We start from the raw sequence: 14,630 nt of genomic DNA on the forward strand, positions 1-14,630 counted from the left end.
ACGCAAGGCCGCTCCTACAAGGGTCAGTTGCGTACTTGTAGCTGCGGGCTTTGCGCTGCAGCAGTCCGCGCAGACAAGCACAACGCCAACCCAACCAGCACGCACCCCAGCAGCAATACCCCACCAAACACCAGCAAGGCCATCCGTGACCCCAAGCGGTCGCTCAGCAAGCCGGTAAAGATCACCGGCAAGCTGAAACCCAGGTACGCCAGCAGGAAGAACCCGGCACTGGCCCGGGTTTTTTCTGTGCCGGCCAGTTGGTTCACCGCCGCCAGCCCGCCCAGGTAGATAAACCCGTAACACGCACTGCTGGCCGCCACCGCGCCCAGCAACACGGCCGCCAATTGCCCAGCATCGGCCCCCCAGGCCAGCACCGCGTAACTGCACGGCAGAATCAGCAGCCCCAGCAGCGTGGCCTTGAGGCTCGACAGGCGACGTGCCATCGGCTGGAACAACAAGCCGCAGCTGATCACGCAGAAGGTCGAGAACCCCGACCAGGCACTCAAGCCATGCTGGCGCAAAATCCCCGGCAGCAGGGCGATGACCAAGCCAACGCAGGCCCAGGCCAGCAAGATGGCCAGGCCATAGGCAACGCTGCCGCGGGGGTAGCACGGCAGCCGTAGCATGGCGCTGCGCTGTGTCGGGCGCGGGTCGGGCAGGCGCCAGACCAGCACCAGGGCAACGGCGGCGAGCAGCAGCTGCAGGTGGAAGCTGCCTGGGGTCAGGCTCGGGCCGCGCAGCAGGAACAGGCTGGTAAGCGCGGCGCCCAGGCCAAAGCCCAGTGAGGTGCTGGCGGTGACCCAGTTGGCGGCACGGGGGCTGCCGTCACTGCCCATCAGCTCGCCCATGTAGGCGGTTGCCGTGGCCGAGGCAAGGCCGGTGCCCAGGCCCAGGAACAGCCGCGCCAGGCCAAGGGTTTGCAGGCTGGGGGCGAGTAGCATGAGCACGGTGGCGATCATCGACAGGATCAGCGCGGCGATGATCATAGGGCGGCGGCCAACCCGGTCGGCCAGCCCGCCGAGGGCCAGGAGTACCGGGAGTACGCCCAGCACGTAGCCGGAGAAGGCCACGGCGGTGGCGGCGGCCCCTTGGCCGGAGAGGTCGGCGTAGGTGATGTAGAGCGGGGCTTGGAGGTTGACGGCGAGGGTGATCAGGCACAGGGCGAAGGCCAGTCTGGCGGGGGCGCGGGGCATGGGTAAGATCCTGGGTTTTAAGAGGGCAGTGCCGGCCTCTTCGCAGTTCAATGGGCTGTGAAAACCCCTGTAGGAGCAGCCTTGTGCTGCGAAGAGGCCGGTGACAACACCGGAAATCTTGGCTGTTTTTACCGGCCTCTTCGCAGCACAAGGCTGCTCCTACACGAAGCGCGTGCGACGTTAGGGCTGTGCCGGCGTGGCAACAATGATTCCAATCAGCCCCGGCAACCAGACACACCGCCACCCCATTTATGCTTAACTGTTCGCTCAAAACCTGCGAACACTTGCCATGCACTTCCCTCTAGACCGCACCAGCACCACGCCCTTGGTGCAGCAACTCACCGACCACCTGCAAACCTGGATCGACCACCAACGCCTGCGCCCCGGTGCCCGTCTGCCGTCGATCCGTGCGTTGGCGCGCAGCCAGGCGGTCAGCGCGTCTTGTGTGATCGAGGCCTATGATCGCCTGGTCGCCAGCGGCTGGCTGGAGGCGCGGCATGGCACCGGCTTTTTCGTCGCCGAGCGTAAACCGGTGGGCGAGGCGGACGATGGCTTGCCCTGGGGCGAGGCTGGAGATGGCCGCTGGCGGCAGTTTCGCGAGGGCCATGACGAGCTGCTCAAGCTCGGCTGTGGCTGGTTGCCCAACAGCTGGCGTGCGGCCACCGAGCTGGCCCAGGCGGTGCGCCAGGTCAGCCGCGGCAACCCGCAAGACCTGTTCGACTACTGCCCACCGCTGGGCCTGGCCAGCCTGCGTCAGCAACTGCACAAGCGCCTGGCGCGCCAGGGCATCGCCGCCGGCCCCGAACGCATCCTCACCACCCAAGGCGCCAGCCATGGCCTCGACCTGCTGGTGCGCACCGTGCTGCGCCCTGGCGATACGGTGCTGGTGGAAAACCCCGGTTACTACAACCTGTACAACCTGCTGCGCCAGCACCAGGTGCGCATGTTGCCCGTGCCCCGCCTGGCCGAAGGCCCAGACCTGGCGGCGCTGGAGCGCTTGCTGGCCGAACACCGCCCGCGTTGCCTGTTCATCAACAGCCTGTACCACAACCCGACCGGCACCAGCTTGACCCCCAAGGTTGCCTACCGCCTGCTGGAACTGGCCCGCGAGCACGACCTGCGCATCATCGAAGACGATATCTACGCCGACTTCCAGGAAGGCCCGGCCACGCGCCTGGCCACGCTGGACAGCGAACAGCGGGTCATCTACATGGCCAGCTTCTCCAAAACCCTCAGCAGCTCGCTGCGGGTCGGCTACCTGGTCGCCGACCCGGCCCTGCTGGCGCGGCTGGCCGAGCTGAAGATGGTCAGTGGCATCGGCACGTCGCGCTTCGCCGAGCAGGTAGTGGGGCAGATGCTCGCCAACGGCAGCTACCGCAAAAGCGTGCAACGCCTGCGGGTGCGCCTGGGCCAGCACATGGCCAAGTTGCTCGGGCAGCTGGAGCAGGCGGGGTGGGAGGTGTTCTGTGAGCCTTACGGCGGTATGTTCGTTTGGGCGCGGGTACCCGGGCGTGACGTTGCCAGCCTGGAGCGGCTGGCCCTGGAGCATGCGGTGCTGCTCACCCCTGGCAGCGCCTTCGATTACCAGGGCGCGACCAGCGATTGGCTGCGCATCAATGTCGCTTACGGGCAGGATTCCCGCGCCCAGGCCTTCTTCAAACACGCAGGGCGACCTCCAGCACACTGAAAGCGACACGCTCATAGCTATTTGACACTATTCTGGCGTCAGGCCCTTGTGAGTGCACGGGTATCGTTGCCACGCTTGGCCTTCGGCAAAACCTGACAAGGTGAAGGGGAATCGGCGATGGGCGCGACCAAGCACGGTGTTCTGGCCAACCTGGGCATGGCCCGCAAGCTCGGCCTGGGCTTTACCTTGGTGCTGTTGTTGACGCTGGCGGTGGCGGCCATCGGCATCGCCGCGTTGCACAGCGTGGGCCAACGCTTCGACGGCTTGCGCCAGCTGGCCCAATTCAATACCGACCTGCTCAGGTTGCGCCAGCACGAACAAACCTTTGCCATGAGTTCCGACATCAAGCAGGCCGAGGCCTTGCGCGCGGGCCTGCAGGCCTTGGCCGAACGTGCCCGTGGCTTGCCGGCGCTAGCAGCGGCCGAGGCTGACCTAAGCGCCTATGGCCAGGCGTTCGAGGCCTTTGTCGAAGCGGTGCAGGCCAAGGAGCTGGCGCTGGACATGGCCAGTTGGTCGGTGTCCAGCGTGGCCAACAACCTGGATGTGCTGCAGGCCGGGCTGGCCGACGACGGCACCTACACCCTCAAACAATCCCAGGGCCAGCAGGGCGGCGAGTTTCTGGAGCAGGCCGCGCAGGTGGCGCAGGTGTCGCGGCTGATGCTGCAAGCAATGGACGAAGCCCGCGTGCGCCTGGACAAGAGCCGCAAGGGTGAAGAAGGCGCGGGCCAGACGCGCATCGCCCAGACCCTCGAAGCCGCAAGCCTGGTTGAGCAGCTCAAGGCCGCCGTCAGTGATGCCGGGTACCAGAGTGTGCTGGGCGAAGTGGCTGGGCACATCGGCAGTTTCTCCGACAAACTCAACGAATACACCGACCTGCTGGCCAAGGAGCAGGGCCTGAAGGCGCAGCTGCAGGCGCGGGCCGAGCAGGTCACCGGCCGGGTCGACCAGGCCTACCTGGCGCAGGAGCAGGCCCTGCAAGGTGAGTTGTCGCGCAATGCCCTGGCCATCGCCCTGGCCACGGGGCTGGCGCTGTTGGTGGGTGTGCTGGCTGCCTGGCTGATTACCCGTGCGCTGGTCGGCCCGCTCAAGCGCGTCATCGCCCGTGCCCAGCGCATTGCCGCGGGCGAGTTGAGCCTGGAAGCAGAAGCGCCGCGCCGCGACGAGGTGGGGCAGTTGATGCAGGCCATGCAGCAGATGGCGGCTGGGCTGTCGGGCATTGTCAGCGGGCTGCAGCAGGGTATCGAGCAACTGGCCGGCAGTGCGCAGGCGCTGTCGGCGGTGACCGAGCAGACCAACCGCGAGGTGGGCAGCCAGAAGGAGGAAACCGAACAGGTGGCTACCGCCATGCAGCAGATGACGGCCACCGTGCATGACGTAGCGCGCAATGCCGAGGAAGCGGCGCAGGCGGCCCAGTCTGCCGATGACAAGGTCGAGTCTGGGCAAGTGGTGGTGCGTCAGAGCATGCAGCGTATCGAGCAGTTGGCGTCGGCTGCCGAGACGGCCAGTGCCGGCATCGACAGCCTCAGTGCCGAGATTCACACCATTGGCGATGTACTGGAAGTGATCAAGAGCGTCGCCGAGCAGACCAACCTGCTGGCGCTCAATGCCGCGATCGAAGCGGCGCGTGCGGGCGAGCAGGGGCGTGGCTTTGCGGTGGTGGCCGATGAGGTGCGGGCCTTGGCCCGGCGTACCCGGCAATCGACCGAGCAGATCGAGACCCTGGTGGGGAGCTTGCGCGGCAACGCCCAGCAGTCGGTGGCGCAGATCCGCGGCAGTACCGAGCTGGTGCGTTTGGCGGTGGCGGATGTGTTGCAGACTGAAAGTGCGCTGGGCAGCATTGCCTCGGCGGTTTCAATGATCCAGCAGATGAACCAGCAGATTGCCGCCGCGGCCGAGCAGCAGAGCTCGGTGGCCGAAGAGATCAGCCGCAGCGTCACGCAGATCCGCGGCAGTGCCGATCAGGCGGCGTTGGCGATGCAGGACAATGCCAGGTCGAGTGTCGAGCTGGCGCAGTTGGGCACGGACTTGAAGGGGATGGTGGGGCATTTCAGGCTTTGAGCTTTGTGTTACCTGCACCGGCCTCTTCGCGGGGCAAGTCGGACCGCGAAGAGGCCGGTACAGGCTACAACACCTCAGATCTTGCGCGGATTCAAAATCATCAACGTCAAAACCCCCGCCACAATCCCCCAGAACGCCGACCCGATCGAGAACAGCGTCAACCCCGACGCCGTCACCATAAAGGTAATCAACGCCGCCTCACGCTCGCGCGCCTCCCCCATGGCCACGGTCAGCCCGTTCATGATCGAGCCAAACAACGCCAAGGCCGCAATCGACAGCACCAGCTCTTTCGGCAACGCCGCAAACAGCGCCGCCAACGTTGCCCCGAACACCCCGGCAATGCCATAGAAAATCCCGCACCACACCGCCGCGGTGTAGCGCTTACTCGGGTCTTCATGGGCATGTGGCCCGGTGCAGATCGCTGCGCTGATCGCCGCCAGGTTCACCCCGTGCGAGCCAAACGGTGCCAGCAGCAACGAGGCAAACCCGGTCGCCGAAATCAACGGTGAAGCCGGCACCTGGTAGCCATCGGCCCGCAGCACGGCCACGCCGGGCATGTTCTGCGAGGTCATCGCCACCACGAAAAGCGGAATCCCAATGCTGATGGTCGCCCCCAGCGAGAAGCTCGGCGTGGTCCACACCGGCGTGGCCACTTCCAGGCGGAAGCCGCTGAAGTCCAGCAGGCCAAGGGCGCCAGACAGCGCCGTACCGACCAGCAACGCGGCCAGCACGCAGTAACGCGGCGACAGGCGCTTGACCAGCAGGTAGCTGAAGAACATGCCCAGCACCAGCACGGTGCGGTGCTGCGCGGCGACAAAGATCTCGCTACCGATCTTGAACAAGATACCCGCCAGCAGCGCCGAAGCCAGCGAGGCCGGAATACGTTTGACCAGGCGCTCGAAGCTGCCGGTCAGGCCGCAGATCAGCACCAGCACGGCGCAGGTGATGTACGCCCCGATGGCCTCGCCATAGCTGACGCCGCCCAGGCTGGTGATCAGCAGCGCCGCGCCTGGGGTCGACCAGGCCACGGTGATCGGCGTGCGGTAGCGCAGCGACAGGCCAATGCTGCACACCGCCATGCCGATCGACAGCGCCCAGATCCAGGACGAAATCTGCGCAGTGGTCAGCCCGGCCGCCTGGCCGGCCTGAAACATCAGCACCAGTGAGCTGGTATAGCCGGTGAGCATGGCAATGAAGCCGGCGACCACCGCCGACGGGGAGCTGTCTGCCAGGGGCCGCAGGCGTGCGGAAGTGGCATCGGTCATGAACAAAATCCTTGTAAAGGTGTAAGCAGTTTTTTCAGACTAACGCGAGCAAGGTTGATCCTTGCCATACAGCGGCCATTGCTTTTAGCCGTACAGTCGCCAACTATTGGGCACGAATGCGCAACTGCATGGGAGGGGAGGGGTGATGTACAAGGTCTATGGCGATTACCAGTCGGGCAACTGCTACAAGGTCAAGCTGATGCTGAGCCTGCTGGGCCGGCCGTATGAGTGGCACCCGGTGGATATTCTAAAAGGCGAAACCGAGACGCCTGAATTTCTGGCGATGAACCCCAATGGCAAGGTGCCGGTGCTGGAGCTGGAAGACGGCACGTACCTGTGGGAATCCAATGCCATCCTCAACTTCCTGGCCGACGGCAGCGAGTTCTTGCCCACTGAGCCGCGGTTGCGCACGCAGGTCTTGCAGTGGCAGTTCTTCGAGCAGTACAGCCATGAGCCGTACATTGCCGTGGCGCGGTTCATCCAGTTTTACCTGGGGCTGCCGGATGATCGGCTGGAGGAGTACCGCAAGCTGCACAAAGGCGGGTACAAGGCGCTGAAGGTAATGGAGCGGCAGTTGCAGATGACGCCGTACCTGGTGGGGGAGCAGTATTCGATTGCCGATGTGGCGTTGTATGCCTACACCCATGTGGCGCAGCAGGGTGGGTTCGACCTGACGGATTACCCGGCGGTCAGGGCCTGGCTGGAGCGCGTGGCCAGCCATCCGCGGCATGTGCCGATGGTGGGCTGAGCCTATTCGACTCGCCCGGGCGCGATTCCCGCCTGGGCGCGATTCCTTGCCCGGGCGCAATTCCCCGCCCGGGCGCAATTTCTTGCCTTGGCACAATTCATTGTAGGAGCAGCCTTGTGCTGCGAAGAGGCCGGTGCAAGCCACAGAGATATCCTCAGCCTGCACCGGCCTCTTCGCAGCACAAGGCTGCTCCTACAAGTACAAGGTCAGCCGAAGAAGTACAACGTCAGCCAGAGAAGTACAAGGTCAGCCGAAGAGGTACAAGGTCAGCCGAAACAGCGCCAGGTCAGGCGAAGCGCTTGTCCAGGTAGGCAATGATGGCCTTGGACTCATACATCCAGCTCACCTTGCCTTCTTCCTCGATGCGCAGGCATGGCACTTTCACGCGGCCACCGCCTTCCAGCAGCGCCTGGCGATGCTCCGGGTCGTTCTTGGCGTCACGCAGCGCCACTGGCACGTTCAAGCGGTGCAGGGTGCGGCGGGTCTTGACGCAGAACGGGCAGGCATGGAACTGGTACAGCGCAAGGCCACTGGCCGCTTGCTCGACACGCGCCTGGGCGGCGGCATCGCGCTTGCGCTTGGCCGGGCGGCTGATCCAGTCGCCGAACACGATGAGCTGGCCGAGGCCAACCCGCAGGGCTTTGACGATCATGGGCAACTCCTGAAAAGAAAAAGCCGACCCAGCAGGGTCGGCTCAGGGTAACCAGCCAATCACTTGATCAGGCTGAGGAACTCACTGCGGGTGGCGGCGTTGGCGCGGAATTCGCCCAGCATCACCGAGGTGATCATGCTCGAATTCTGCTTCTCGACACCGCGCATCATCATGCACATGTGCTTGGCTTCGATGACCACGGCCACGCCAGCAGCGCCCGTTACCTTCTCGACCGCTTCGGCGATCTGGCGGCTGAGGTTTTCCTGAATCTGCAGGCGGCGTGCGTACATGTCGACGATGCGTGCCACCTTCGACAGGCCCAGCACCTTGCCCTTGGGCAGGTAGGCCACGTGCGCCTTGCCGATGAAGGGCAGCATGTGGTGCTCGCACATCGAGTACAGCTCGATGTCCCGGACCAGTACCATCTCGCTGTTGTCGGAGGTGAACAGCGCGCCGTTGGTGACTTCTTCCAGCGTCTGCTCATAACCGCGGCAAAGGTACTTCATGGCCTTTGCAGCCCGCTTGGGCGTGTCGAGCAGGCCCTCACGGGAGACGTCCTCGCCGATCTGGCTGAGAATCTCGGTGTAGTTCTGTTCCAGGGACATGTATCTACCTGTGGGAAAAATCGCAAAAACGAAGGGTACGGCGGCAAGGGCGGCGCTGCAAGCGCGGCGTTACTCGTCGCGTCCTTCGAGCATGGTTCGTTTAAGCATCACATACACCGCGCCGGTACCGCCATGGCGCGGGTTGCACGAGGCAAAACCGAGCACTTGCGGGTGCTGGCGCAGCCAGGTGTTGACGTGACTCTTGATCATCGGGCGCTTGCCGTCGAGGCGCGCGGCCTTGCCGTGGGTGACGCGGACACAGCGTACTTCCAGCTTGGTGGCCTCGGCGATGAAGTCCCAGAGTGTTTCACGGGCTTTCTCGACGGTCATGCCGTGCAGGTCGAGGCTGCCCTCGAAGGCAATCTGGCCGAGCTTGAGTTTGCGCAGCTGGGTTTCCTGCACGCCGTCACGGCGCCACATCAGCTCGTCTTCGGCGCCAACGTCGATGACGAACTGGTCGGACATGCCGTCGATCACCAGTGCCTTGTCGCTGCGCACGGTAGCCGCCTGCCGCAGGCCGGCCAGCTGCTTGCGGTCGGCCTTGGGTTTGCCGACCTCGGCACGGTCGTGCTTGATCGGCTTGACGCCGCGCACTTCGGCATGGAACAGGGAAAAGTCGTCGTCTTGCATGATGCCTCCACGTGGGCGGCGTAGTTTACGCGACTGTGGGGCTGTGTGCAGCCTGTGCGGGCCTCTTCGCGGGTAAACCCGCTCCCACAGGATTACCTCTGGCCCTAGGCGCTGAAGTTATCCTGTGGGAGCGGGCTTGCCCCGCGAAGAGGCCCGCACAGGCAATACAAAAGAGTCAGTCGTGTTTTTTCATCAAGTGCGGCGACAGGTTCAATTCCCGCCCGCGACGCAGGCGAATACGGCTGCGCCGCCAGAAACGCACGCCCAGCCACAGCAACAGCAAGCCAGCCCCGGTGAGGATGCTGGCCAGCGGTTTGTTGGCATTGAGTTCTTGCAGGGCCGGGTAGTTGCCCAGCAGGCCGGCGATGCCGGCCATGGCCAGCAGCACACCCAGCGTTGCCAGCAAGGCGGACAGGCCGGCAGCCAGGCGTGCGCCCCAATTGCGCGGTTCGCGCGTGCGCAGGCGTTTGGCGTCGAAACTGCCTTTGAGCTTCATTCCGATTTCCTCTGTGGATATCCGGAATTCGACCTGCGCTCGCCCTTTGGGTTCCGCCCGGCTGCCGGGCGGTCGTTACCCGCCCTGGATCAGATCAGGCTGGCGGTAGGGGCGACACAGGCGAAGTTGTCGGCCATCACGGCCATTTCACACTGGTGAATCTGTGCGGCCGGGATGACCCCGTCCTTGAACGCCAGGTCGCGGGTCGCCGAGGCGTCTTCCACCAGGGTGCACCGATAACCATAGTCCTTGGCGCGGCGCACGGTGGTGCTGACGCTGGAGTGGCTCATGAAACCGCAGACGATCAGGTCCAGGTGGCCCAGCGCCTGCAGGGTGTCGTGCAGCTTGGTGTTCTTGAACGCGTTAGGCATGCGCTTTTCGATGACGATTTCGCCTTCGTGTGGCTCCAGCCCAGGGATGAACTGGCCACCGCTGCCTTGTGGGTCGAAACGGCCACCGACAGTGCCCAGGTGACGGACGTGGATGATCGGACGGCCGCTCTTGCGCGCGGCATCGAGCAACCGGGCGATGTTGGCCACGGCCTCGTCCATGCCCGACAGTGCCAGGGGACCACTGAGGTACTCCTTTTGCGCATCGATGATGATCAGGCTGGCGTGGCTCAGCTTGGCCGGCGGGTAGTCGCGGCCAGTGAGGCGGAACATCGTGGTTGGAACGGACATCAAGGGCTCCTTGGAAGGGCTTTTGTATACCTATTGTCCCTTGCCTTGGCGTCAATGGGAATGGTTGACATCGCAAACAGCGTGGTTACTGGCCTGTGGCTACCCTTTGGGGAACGCCAAGGAACAATTGTGCGGGTTGGGCTGTTAGACTTTTGTACGGTCTGAATTAGGAGTACCCCCGTGATCACATCCCGTCTGCGCACGCTGCGCGACTACATTCGCTGGGCGGTCAGCCGCTTCCACGAGCGCGAGCTGTTCTTCGGCCACGGTGCCGACAACGCCTGGGACGAAGCCCGCCTGCTGGTGCTGGGCGCCGTGCACTTGCCATGGGAGGTGGCCGACAGCTACCTGGACTGCATGCTCGAGGACGACGAACGCGTGCGCCTGCAGCACCTGCTCAAGCGGCGTATCGAAGAACGCGTGCCCACCGCCTACCTGCTGGGCGAGGCGTGGTTCTGCGGCATGTCGTTCATTGTCGACGAGCGCGTGCTGGTGCCCCGTTCGCCGATTGGCGAGCTGATCGAAAAACGTTTCGAGCCGTGGCTGGCGTCAGAGCCTGCGCGCATTCTGGACCTGTGCACCGGGTCTGGTTGCATCGGCATCGTCGCGGCCGAAGTGTTCCCCGAGGCCGAAGTGGTGCTGGGCGACCTGTCGTTCGATGCCCTTGAGGTGGCGAACCAGAACATCGAGCGTCACGGCCTGGACATGCGCGTCTACACGGTGCAGGGCGATGGCTTCGATGGCCTGCCAGGGCAGCGCTTCGACCTGATCCTGTCCAACCCGCCGTATGTCGATGCCGAAGATTTTGGCGACATGCCGGCCGAGTATCACCACGAGCCTGAGCTGGGCCTGGCCTGCGGTAACGATGGCCTGGACCTGGTGCGGCGGATGCTGGCCGAGGCGGCTGACCACCTGACCGACAAAGGGTTGCTGATTGTCGAGGTGGGCAACAGCCAGGTGCATGTCGAGTCGCTGTACCCCGAGGTGGATTTCGCCTGGCTGGAATTCGAGCGGGGCGGGCATGGGGTGTTCATGCTGACAGCCGAGCAGTGCCGGCAGCATCAAGAGCTGTTCAAAGCTCGGGTTTGAGTGGGGGGCTGCTTTGCAGCCCATCGCGGGTAAACCCGCGAAGCAGGCGCCACGGTCTCAGCGGGTAGCAATCCAGATCAGCAGCCCCGCTTGAAACATCGCAAACGCCACCAGGCAGGTGATGGTAAAGCGCAACCCGCCATCTTCACGCCGGTACTTGGCCACCCGCTCATCCCGTTCGCGCAGTTGGCCTTCCATTTCCTGCAGCTGTTGATCGGCCTGCTGCAGCAAGTTGGCTGCATCGAGAATCTCCACCCGCTGCAGCCGCTCGCTGCTCCAGGCGCCTTTCAGCTGGCCCACCGTGGCTTCAACGGTGCGCCCTTTGAGGTGCTGAGGGTCTTCGTACTCCACTTCGATACCCACCCCGCGCAAGAACTGGTCCCGGCGCAGGCGTGAATCCTCGCTCAGGGCATCCTTGCTCGGCAGTGCCATGCCTTCGACCCGGTAATGCGACCACCTGCGCTGCAGCCATTGCACGGCCTGGGCCAGCATGAAGCGGCCGATACCGCGGTTCAGGGGTTCCAGCTGCAGGCCCTGGTCGCTGCCAATGCGCACCAGGCGTTCGGCGTGGTCGACGCGGATATCCAGGTGGTTCTGCTCTTTGCGCACCTTTTGCCCTGGCAGCTGGATTTCCATGCGCAGCAGGCTGTGGGCTTTGTCGTGACGCTCGGCGTAGCCGAACTGCACAAAGCGCAGGGGGCGGGCGCCGGTGGCGCGGTCGGTGGGCAAGGGGGCCAGGCGCAACAGCTGGAAGTGTTCGGCGGCAAGGTCGGCCCAAGGCAGCGCGGCGCCGTCCTGGGGTTGTGGCTCGTCGGCCGGCTCTAGGGCGGCGGGGGCAATTGTCATGGGGGCTGTCCTTAGGTTCGGGCATGCGGCAAATGGGGCTGCTGCGCAGCCCATCGCTGGCAAGCCAGCTCCCACCAAGGGCGCGCTGCTCTCAAGGGCACTGCTGCACCTGTGGGAGCCGGCTTGCCGGCGATGGGCCGCCAACGCGGCCCCGGATTCACCGCCAATACCGCCTTATCGGCAGCCCCGGCCAAGACCTGAGGGTCAGGCCGATGGCAAATGCTGGATGAACGTGACGATCCGCTCCCCCAGCTCACGGGCCAGTGGCAGCTCGGGGTTGAGGTAGCTGTCACGCTGTTCGCTCATGGCCTTGGGGCTGATGCGCAGCATGTGGTTCATGCCATCGATCAGCACCAGTTGCGCATCCGGTTTCGCAGCCTTGAGGCGCTCGGCATCCGTTACGTCGACCTGCACGTCGTTGCGGCCCTGGACGATCAGCGCCGGCATCGGCAATTGCGCGAACGCCGCCGCCGGGTTCTGCCGGAACAGCGAAATCAGATACGGCTGTACGCTGGGGCGGAACACTTGGCGCAGCGGCGCGGGCACATCCAGGCTGGTCTGCCCAGCCTGCAGGCGGTCGAGCAAGTCACTGCCACGGGCCAATTGGGCGGGCGGCAGGCGCTGGGCCAGCTGCTCGCGCAATACGTCGGCCAACGGGCGGCCGACGCCGGCCAAGGTGATCACCGCGCTGGCACCTGCCTGTTCGGCGGCGAGGCTGGCGATCAGCGCGCCTTCGCTGTGGCCCACCAGAATCAGCGGGCCGAACCGCGGGTCGGCCTTGAGCTTGTGGCTCCAGGCAACCACATCGGCGACATAGCGCTCGACGCTGAGGTCGCGCTCATCGGGCGTGGCCGGCTGGCTCGCGGCCACGCCGCGCTTGTCATAACGCACGCTGGCTATGTGGTCGTTGGCCAGCACCAGGGCCAGCCGCTTGAGGTTGTCGATACGCCCCGTGGCTGGGTTGTTGCCGTCTCGGTCGGTGGGGCCGGAGCCCGCGATGATCAACACCACCGGGGGCGGCGTGGCCTGTTGTGGCAGCAGCAAGCTGCCGTGCAGCACGCCCTGGCCGGTGTCGAGGTCGATGGGGCGCTGCAAGACGGTGGGGGAGGCGGCCTGGGCGAGGCCTGCACAGAGCATGAACAACAAGGCGACGAGGCGCGGCATCATGGGGTACTACGGTGGGGAGATGTCGGTTTGACCCAATGTTTGTGGGAAGGTTCGGTGGGTAGTTGCCTGGGCTGGCCTCTTCGCGGGTAAACCCGCTCCCACAGGAACATCACTGCTTTCAGGCTAGGGGTAACCCTGTTGGAGCGGTTTAACCCGCGAAGAGGCCAGCACAGACAACCAATCCCTCGGTATTTTTCCGTATACTGCCGCTTTCGTTCACCTCAGGCAGACTCGCGGAGCGTCCATGTCCGGCAATACCTACGGCAAGCTGTTCACTGTCACCACCGCAGGCGAAAGCCATGGCCCGGCGTTGGTCGCCATTGTCGATGGATGCCCGCCGGGCCTGGAGATCTCCCTGGCCGACCTGCAGCATGACCTCGACCGGCGCAAGCCTGGCACCAGCCGGCACACCACCCAGCGCCAGGAGCCGGACGAGGTCGAGATCCTCTCCGGTGTGTTCGAAGGCCGCACCACCGGCTGCTCGATCGGCCTGCTGATCCGCAACACCGACCAGAAGTCCAAGGACTACTCGGCGATCAAGGACCTGTTCCGCCCGGCGCACGCCGACTACACCTACCACCACAAGTACGGTGAGCGTGACTACCGCGGCGGCGGCCGCAGCTCGGCCCGCGAAACGGCCATGCGTGTAGCGGCAGGGGCCATCGCCAAGAAGTACCTGGCCACCCAGGGCATCACCGTGCGTGGCTACATGAGCCAGCTGGGCCCAATCGAGATTCCGTTCAAGACCTGGGAATCGGTCGAGCACAACGCCTTCTTCAGCCCCGACCCGGACAAGGTGCCCGAACTCGAGGCCTACATGGACCAACTGCGCCGCGACCAGGATTCGGTCGGGGCGAAGATCACCGTCGTGGCCGAAGGCGTGATGCCAGGCCTGGGCGAGCCGATCTTCGACCGCCTCGACGCGGAACTGGCCCATGCGCTGATGAGCATCAACGCGGTCAAGGGCGTCGAGATTGGCGCTGGCTTTGCCAGTGTCGCCCAGCGCGGTACCGAGCACCGTGACGAGCTGACCCCGGAAGGGTTCCTCAGCAACAACGCCGGCGGCATCCTGGGGGGGATTTCCTCGGGCCAGCCGATCGTTGCGCACCTGGCGCTGAAGCCGACCTCCAGCATCACCACGCCGGGCCGTTCCATCGATGTGGAGGGCAACCCGGTGGACGTGATCACCAAAGGCCGTCATGACCCCTGTGTCGGCATCCGTGCCACGCCGATCGCCGAAGCGATGATGGCCATCGCCCTGATGGACCACCTGCTGCGCCACCGCGCACAGAATGCCGACGTGAAGGTCGGTACGCCGGTGCTGGGCCAGCTTTGATCCATTTGTGATTGATGTGCCGAATGCACCGGCACACCTCTGTGTAGGGGCAGCCTTGTGCTGCGAAGAGGCCGGTGCAGTTGGCAGATTCGTGCAGTGGTTTCGCCGGCCCTTTCGCAGCACAAGGCTGCTCCTACACAGTGGGATCGAGCCGGTACGCTAAACACACCATCGGCCC

Annotated in this window: 14 protein-coding genes and 1 pseudogene; 6 read left to right on the forward strand and 9 right to left on the reverse strand. The window is 64.7% G+C overall.

All coding sequences use genetic code 11. The annotated features are described in order from the left end of the window. Positions 1 to 23 precede the first annotated feature (23 nt). Positions 24 to 1,193, reverse strand: a complete 1,170-nt coding sequence (locus MFF34_RS20270) for an MFS transporter (RefSeq protein ID WP_238216100.1) — start codon at positions 1,191 to 1,193, stop codon at positions 24 to 26. Between the two features lie 289 nt (positions 1,194 to 1,482). Between MFF34_RS20270 and MFF34_RS20275 the strand changes: the two genes are divergently transcribed. From MFF34_RS20275 to MFF34_RS28380, 3 genes and pseudogenes are all read left to right on the forward strand, one after another. Further along, a complete protein-coding gene (locus MFF34_RS20275; protein ID WP_238216102.1) occupies positions 1,483 to 2,880 on the forward strand; it encodes a PLP-dependent aminotransferase family protein in 1,398 nt (465 codons plus the stop codon). Positions 2,881 to 3,549: 669 nt separating this feature from the next. Then, a pseudogene (locus tag MFF34_RS28375) lies at positions 3,550 to 4,077 on the forward strand (HAMP domain-containing protein); the annotation flags it as partial. Then, positions 4,075 to 4,938 carry a methyl-accepting chemotaxis protein gene (locus MFF34_RS28380; protein ID WP_371098508.1) on the forward strand — a complete coding sequence of 288 codons (864 nt, stop codon included), beginning with the start codon at positions 4,075 to 4,077 and terminating at the stop codon, positions 4,936 to 4,938. The pseudogene MFF34_RS28375 and the gene MFF34_RS28380, both read left to right, overlap by 3 nt. 74 nt (positions 4,939 to 5,012) lie before the next feature. Here MFF34_RS28380 and MFF34_RS20285 read toward each other — a convergent pair whose 3' ends face one another. After that, entirely contained in the window at positions 5,013 to 6,203 is a 1,191-nt protein-coding gene (locus tag MFF34_RS20285) for a benzoate/H(+) symporter BenE family transporter (protein ID WP_186679486.1), read from the reverse strand. A 145-nt stretch (positions 6,204 to 6,348) separates the two neighbouring features. Between MFF34_RS20285 and MFF34_RS20290 the strand changes: the two genes are divergently transcribed. Further along, positions 6,349 to 6,951, forward strand: a complete 603-nt coding sequence (locus tag MFF34_RS20290) for a glutathione S-transferase family protein (RefSeq protein ID WP_238216106.1) — start codon at positions 6,349 to 6,351, stop codon at positions 6,949 to 6,951. 286 nt (positions 6,952 to 7,237) lie between these two features. On the opposite strand, the gene MFF34_RS20295 is transcribed toward MFF34_RS20290, so the two are convergent. The 5 genes from MFF34_RS20295 to MFF34_RS20315 form a co-directional block, all read right to left on the reverse strand. Then, the gene (locus MFF34_RS20295) at positions 7,238 to 7,603 is read right to left on the reverse strand and encodes a glutaredoxin (protein ID WP_238216108.1); all 366 of its coding nucleotides are present in this window, start codon (positions 7,601 to 7,603) and stop codon (positions 7,238 to 7,240) included. A gap of 59 nt (positions 7,604 to 7,662) precedes the next feature. Then, positions 7,663 to 8,208, reverse strand: a complete 546-nt coding sequence (gene folE / locus MFF34_RS20300; protein WP_027596006.1) for a GTP cyclohydrolase I FolE — start codon at positions 8,206 to 8,208, stop codon at positions 7,663 to 7,665. 69 nt (positions 8,209 to 8,277) lie between these two features. Continuing rightward, entirely contained in the window at positions 8,278 to 8,838 is a 561-nt protein-coding gene (locus tag MFF34_RS20305; protein ID WP_027596007.1) for a Smr/MutS family protein, read from the reverse strand. A 175-nt stretch (positions 8,839 to 9,013) separates the two neighbouring features. Further along, entirely contained in the window at positions 9,014 to 9,334 is a 321-nt protein-coding gene (locus MFF34_RS20310) for a hypothetical protein (RefSeq protein WP_027596008.1), read from the reverse strand. 89 nt (positions 9,335 to 9,423) lie between these two features. Next, positions 9,424 to 10,014 (reverse strand): cysteine hydrolase family protein, encoded by a 591-nt coding sequence (locus MFF34_RS20315; protein ID WP_027596009.1) that lies wholly within the window; start codon positions 10,012 to 10,014, stop codon positions 9,424 to 9,426. Between the two features lie 180 nt (positions 10,015 to 10,194). Here MFF34_RS20315 and prmB point away from each other — a divergent pair, with 180 nt between their 5' ends. Continuing rightward, the gene (gene prmB / locus MFF34_RS20320; protein ID WP_027596010.1) at positions 10,195 to 11,103 is read left to right on the forward strand and encodes a 50S ribosomal protein L3 N(5)-glutamine methyltransferase; all 909 of its coding nucleotides are present in this window, start codon (positions 10,195 to 10,197) and stop codon (positions 11,101 to 11,103) included. Between the two features lie 57 nt (positions 11,104 to 11,160). Here the strand turns inward: prmB and MFF34_RS20325 are convergent, their stop codons facing one another. Together MFF34_RS20325 and MFF34_RS20330 are read right to left on the reverse strand one after the other, a co-directional pair. Continuing rightward, entirely contained in the window at positions 11,161 to 11,949 is a 789-nt protein-coding gene (locus MFF34_RS20325) for a hypothetical protein (RefSeq protein WP_238216110.1), read from the reverse strand. Between the two features lie 204 nt (positions 11,950 to 12,153). Beyond that, complete coding sequence (locus MFF34_RS20330; protein WP_027596012.1) at positions 12,154 to 13,116, reverse strand: alpha/beta hydrolase; 963 nt, start codon at positions 13,114 to 13,116, stop codon at positions 12,154 to 12,156. 244 nt (positions 13,117 to 13,360) lie between these two features. Here MFF34_RS20330 and aroC point away from each other — a divergent pair, with 244 nt between their 5' ends. Continuing rightward, positions 13,361 to 14,452, forward strand: a complete 1,092-nt coding sequence (gene aroC, locus MFF34_RS20335) for a chorismate synthase (RefSeq protein WP_238216112.1) — start codon at positions 13,361 to 13,363, stop codon at positions 14,450 to 14,452. Positions 14,453 to 14,630 lie beyond the last annotated feature (178 nt).

It is taken from the genome of Pseudomonas sp. PAGU 2196 (genome assembly GCF_022179005.1).
GTDB lineage: Bacteria > Pseudomonadota > Gammaproteobacteria > Pseudomonadales > Pseudomonadaceae > Aquipseudomonas > Aquipseudomonas kermanshahensis.